Below are 4,521 nucleotides of genomic sequence, written 5' to 3' on the forward strand. Positions count from 1 at the left end.
TTCCGGGCTGGGGTCGCCGGCGAGGACGTTGCGCAGGTCGGCGACTTCTGGCAGGGCGACGTCGCGCTCCCAGTTGATGCCGAAGTAGTGCTTGTCGTCGGTATTGGCGCCGGCGCCGAAATCGCTCATAACGGCGACCTGGCGGTCGATAACGCAGGGAATGGGCAGCTCGACCCGGTCGAGCTGCCCGGGCCGGCGCCGATGGCCGAGCGGATCTCTTCCTAAGTGGCCAAGCGCACCGCCGAGACTGGCATTCCCGATGGCCGGATCTCGTTAAATAGCTTTACTCGCCAAAAACTCATCTTCCCGGAGGGATTCCCAATGCGCGGTATTGTGCGCCTGGCCGTTGTCGGCCTTTTTTTGTGTTTCGCGCCGCTGCACGCGGCAGTTATCACGACCATCACCTATCAGGGGCAGCTCCAGGACGGCGGAACACCGGTCAATGGTAATGTCGGCATGTTCTTCGAGTTGCACGACGACCCTGACCCCACGAGCGGCAGCAAGGTAGCCGACAGCGGGCCGTTTACGGTGAATGTTTCAGACGGTCTCTTCGAGGTGCCGCTCGATTTCGGTGACGTCAACTTTACGGTTGCCAGGCATCTGCGCATCCGGGTCGACGGCACCTGGCTGGCCGACACGCAGGAAATCACCTCCGTGCCGATCGCGCAATATGCGCTTGGTGCCGGTGGCGTGTATTGGTCGGATGTGTCCGGTGCGCCTGATTTCTGGCGTCTGGGCGGCAACAGCGGCACCACGCCCGGCAGCAATTTTATCGGTACCAACGACAACACCCCTTTCGAAGTCCACGTTGACGGCGATCGCGCGTTGCGGATTGAGCCGGGTGACGGTCCCAATTTCATTGCCGGCAGTCGGGCCAACCGGGTCACCGACGGGGCTGTGAGTGCGAGCGTGGCCGGCGGGGCATACATCGACGGCAATATTGTCAGGGATGATTTCGGCACGGTCGCCGGTGGTGCCGCCAACGTGGCCGGATCCGAAGACGGTGATCCAAACTCAAGCCGTGCGGCCGCCGTAGGCGGTGGCGAGGACAACATTGCTTCTGGCTCACGTGCCACGGTCGGTGGCGGCCACTTCAATACGGCCAGCGGTCTCAATGCCACCGTTGGCGGCGGGCATGGCAACGTGGCTTCGCAGTCCTACTCGACGGTGGCCGGCGGCTTTGAGGGCACTGTCGATGGTTTCTATGGCGCCATAGGTGGCGGTTCTCACAACTCAGTGCTCGCGTGGTTTGGCAGCATAGGGGGTGGTGGCTGGACGGACAACGCAAATCGCGATGCCACGGCGAATAAAGTGCACGACCAATACGGGACCATCGCCGGTGGCGGCAATAACCGGGCAGGTGTTGATGATGGAGATTCTTCTGCTCAGCAATTCGCTACGATCGGTGGCGGCTCGGGGAATTCAGCCGAGAACACAGGGGTGACCATTGCTGGAGGCATCAACAACCAGGCCGGGGGATTGGGGCAGGGCGCCACGGTCGGAGGGGGCGAATCGAACACTGCAAGCAACAGTTACGCGATCGTGTCCGGCGGCATTTCGAATACTGCTACCGGCAATCGCGCCACCATCGGTGGTGGCGAGTCGAATTTTTCTCAGGGGTTTCGCGGGTTCATCGGTGGCGGCTACAGCAACGATATCGGCAGCGGCGCACAGCACGCCACCATTTCCGGTGGTCGCGAGAATGTCGTCGAGAATTCCGCGGACGGCGGCACCATCCCGGGCGGTGAGGGTGCCCGGGCAACGCGCTACGGTGAGCAGGCCTATGCGAGTGGGTATTTCACGCAACCCGGCGATGCGCAAGCTTCGAACTTGGTTCTGCGCAATACGACCTCGGACACGGCATGGACCGAACTATTTCTTGATGGGTCGGGTGAGCGGCTCAAGGTCGACTTAGGCCGGGCGGTTGCGTTCGAGATTCTGATCATAGGCAAGGACGTTGATTCGGATACTGCACATGCCTGGAAAAGTTCCGGGTTGATCTTCACCAACTCAAGCGGTACCGCTACACAGTTCTGGGGCGATCCAAACGCTAATCTGGTTGACCTAGATTCATTTTCAGGCTGGGATGTGAGGTTCCAGGCCGATGGCACAACTAATGCGTTGTTGATCGAGGTGACCGGTGATGCCGGCACCAATGTGCGCTGGGTGGCGCGCGTCGAAACCGTAGAAGTCGCCGGCCTATGATCGGGTTGGGGTGACGTTCGCGCGCCTCAGTGGCGCGCGAGCATTCCCCAAGGGCTGTACGGAAAATTGCCTGGCAGGATGGTACGCTGATTCCCGTAAGAGGAGTATTGGTCTCAAAATCCAATGGCAAAGGGAGGCGCCATGCTCCGGAGTACATACCAGGCCTCGATCGGCCTTTTTCTTCTGTTCATTTCCATCCCGATCACGTTCGCTCAGACCACTCTGACCTACCAGGGTCAGCTCCAGGAGGGCGGCAACTTGGTCGATGGTGAGACCGTCGGTTTGTTTTTCGAACTTTACGACGACCCTGATCCAGCCACCGGTACCCTGATCAGTTCTGATGGCCCGTTCAGCGTGGCGGTCGAGGATGGGCTGTTCCAGGCCGAACTGGACTTTGGTGAAGTCGACTACACCGTCGCAAAGTATCTCAGAATCCAGGTCAACGGCACCTGGCTGGCCGAGACTCAGGAAATCACCAGCGTGCCGGCGGCCCAGTACGCCCTGGGCGCCGGCGAGGTGCAGTGGACGAACGTGCTCAACGCACCCGCCTTCTGGCGCCTGGGCGGCAATGCCGGCACCTCGCCGGAAACGGACTTTATCGGCACAACCGACGACACGGCATTAGAGCTGCATGTCGATGGCGGCCGCGGCGTGCGCATAGAGCCGGCCACCGATACTATCCGAGACGGCTTCGCTCCCAACCTGGTCGCCGGCGCTCCCAATAATACGGTGACGCCTGCACACTACGGGGCAACCATTAGTGGCGGACGGGCGAATGTTGTAGTTGACGCCTACGGAGTCATTGGGGGGGGGCATAACAACCAGGCTGGCAACGATGATTTTTCTACGCCTGTCGGTTGGTATGCGACGGTAGGCGGAGGTCACAACAATACGGCCAGCGGGGAAAACGCGACGATCGGCGGCGGCGTGTCGAATGCGGCCAGCGGGGCAAGCGCGACTCTCGGGGGCGGCTCCAGCAATAGTGTTGGCGGTCACTATGCCACGATCGGTGGCGGTTCCAGCAATAAGGCCAGCGGGAATTACGCGACGGTCGGGGGTGGCCGTAGTAATACGGCCAGCGGTTCTCTGGCAACGGTCCCGGGAGGCTCTGCAAACGAAGCAACCGCAGATAATAGTTTTGCCGCGGGCTTCAATGCCAACGCTAATCATCGGGGAGCTTTCGTCTGGGCAGATAAGTCGAGTAGCGATGTTTTTGCCTCGACGGCTGATCATCAGTTTCTGGTTCGCGCCGCCGGCGGCCTTGGCGTCGGCGTCAACAATCCAGCAGGGGCTGTCCACTTGCGACCGGTCGGGACCGGCGATATGGGCCTGATTATCCAGAACTCCGGTGGCGGAAGTGGAAGTGCCGACGGAGGCTGGGCAATGACCACCGGTTGGGACACTGACAATCTCAACTTTTATTGGAACGACAATCTGTCCGGTTCATGGGGTCCAACAGCCAGGATCACCACCACTGGCGATTACGAGAAGGCCTCGGATCGGACATTGAAACGCGATGTCGAGGCGATCGACGGTGTCCTCGATCGTGTGCTTGAGCTTCGTCCAGTCCGCTACCGATTCAAGAAGGACACCCCCGATGCCACGCCTTCCATTGGATTCATTGCCCAGGAAGTGCGCGATATTTTTCCGGAAATCGTAAGCCCACTTAGCGACGAGGTCGCGACGCTGGCACTGTCCTATGACGACTTCACGCCCCTGGCCATTCAGGCAATCCGCGAGCAGCATGTGCTGATTGAGCACCAGTCTGAACAGATCGACGTGCTTCGTTCGAAGGTTGCCGAACTCGAAAAACGAGCATCAAGGTCTGACCAACTGGAACAACGCCTCGCGGCGTTGGAAGCGCTGCTGCTTGACGACGAGCGCGTGGCCCGGTCTGAATGAAGCTCGGCTCCGGCGGTGCGGCCTGCACCGCCGAGCTTGCCCCGCCGGTGGGGTCAGCTTAGTTGCGACGTGACGAAGTCGATGACCTGATCGAGTGCGATCTCATCCTTCTCGCCGCCGCGCCGTCGATATTCGACGATGCCCTGGTCGAGGCCGCGTTCGCCGATGACGAGCTGGTGCGGAATGCCGATCAGCTCGGCGTCGGCGAACATTACGCCGGGGCGGAGTGGCCGGTCGTCCATCAGTACTTCCACACCGGCTGCGGTGAGTTCCTCGTAGAACTTTTCGGCCTGCTCTCGGGCCCGGTGCGACTTGTGGCCGTTGACCGGCAGGATGGCGACCTGGAACGGTGCCATCGGCTCGGGCCAGATAATGCCCGCGTCGTCGTGGTTCTGCTCGATCGCGGCGGCGACG

Annotated in this window: 3 protein-coding genes and 1 pseudogene; 2 read left to right on the forward strand and 2 right to left on the reverse strand. The window is 61.0% G+C overall.

The features are described 5' to 3' along the window. Positions 1–221 (reverse strand): annotated as a pseudogene (locus tag DZK26_RS14490) (proline--tRNA ligase); the annotation flags it as partial. 4 nt (positions 222–225) lie between these two features. On the opposite strand from DZK26_RS14490, the gene DZK26_RS04085 reads away from it, so the two are divergent. Next, complete coding sequence (locus DZK26_RS04085; protein ID WP_147306581.1) at positions 226–2,205, forward strand: hypothetical protein; 1,980 nt, start codon at positions 226–228, stop codon at positions 2,203–2,205. 141 nt (positions 2,206–2,346) lie between these two features. Continuing rightward, the gene (locus DZK26_RS04090) at positions 2,347–4,107 is read left to right on the forward strand and encodes a tail fiber domain-containing protein (RefSeq protein ID WP_181918233.1); all 1,761 of its coding nucleotides are present in this window, start codon (positions 2,347–2,349) and stop codon (positions 4,105–4,107) included. A 53-nt stretch (positions 4,108–4,160) separates the two neighbouring features. Here DZK26_RS04090 and DZK26_RS04095 read toward each other — a convergent pair. Continuing rightward, positions 4,161–4,521, reverse strand: a 361-nt coding sequence (locus tag DZK26_RS04095; RefSeq protein ID WP_258870803.1) for a His/Gly/Thr/Pro-type tRNA ligase C-terminal domain-containing protein, incomplete at its 5' end; no start/stop codon positions are given.

Origin of the sequence: Wenzhouxiangella sp. 15190, from assembly GCF_003417465.1 — a bacterium.
Taxonomy (GTDB): Bacteria; Pseudomonadota; Gammaproteobacteria; order Xanthomonadales; family Wenzhouxiangellaceae; genus Wenzhouxiangella.